We start from the raw sequence: 708 nt of genomic DNA, 5'->3' as shown, positions 1-708 counted from the left end.
GCAGCCCCTCGACCGGGAGCTGGACGGTAATTCGGTTGAGCATAATCGTTATTCCACTATGGACTAATCTCGGTGTTCATTGAGATATTTTTTAAATCGTGATTATTTAAGCCATAAACCTGAAAACATAAGGACGCTGCCCAGGGAAACTACGCTTTTAGCAACGATAAGTAAGCCAGGCGCAACGACGCGTGTTATAGACGATATTGCTTCATAATTTTCAGCATTGTATTTTTTGTGCCCTCCAGTAATCCCGGAGAAGATCGTGCAGAGCAGCACAACGGTAACTTTCAGTCCCCATACGCACAGGAAAGACATGGAAAAGATAATCGAATAGTGTTTCGCCGTTGCGACGGAGAATAATGACATTGACTGAGCAAACCATTTCAACGTAAAACCAATAACAACCGTCGCCACTAGCACCAGAATGAACATCAATCCGGTAAGGCACCACTGTTTTTTACTGAATAAGTCTTTTCCATTCCAGATAAGCGCTAGCGTCCAAATCATGAAGAGAATAAAGAAAAGCCAATGAATCATAACGTACCACATTTATACATATTGATCTCCAGGCATTGTCAAAACAACAAGATACAGCTTAACGCGACGAGAGATTTTACTACCAGGCGTAATATCGGCCCGAACCGTTGATTGACTATCTTCTCTTGTCGAAGAATCTGTATTTTCCAATTTTTATCACGCAGGGAT

Annotated in this window: 1 protein-coding gene; it reads right to left on the bottom strand. The window is 42.1% G+C overall.

The window, feature by feature from the left end:
• Positions 1-102 precede the first annotated feature (102 nt).
• The gene (locus LDK53_RS22665) at positions 103-540 is read right to left on the bottom strand and encodes a hypothetical protein (RefSeq protein ID WP_225288137.1); all 438 of its coding nucleotides are present in this window, start codon (positions 538-540) and stop codon (positions 103-105) included.
• Between the last annotated feature and the right edge of the window lie 168 nt (positions 541-708).

The organism is Enterobacter sp. K16B (assembly GCF_020216105.1).
GTDB lineage: Bacteria > Pseudomonadota > Gammaproteobacteria > Enterobacterales > Enterobacteriaceae > Enterobacter > Enterobacter sichuanensis.
Note: the sequence above shows the minus strand (reverse complement) of the source record. Positions and strands in the feature narration are given on the sequence as shown.

Bases quoted from the DNA above. Each gene is read 5' to 3' on its own strand.
- LDK53_RS22665 (WP_225288137.1), bottom strand. From the start codon at position 540: ATGATTCATTGGCTTTTCTTTATTCTCTTCATGATTTGGACGCTAGCG.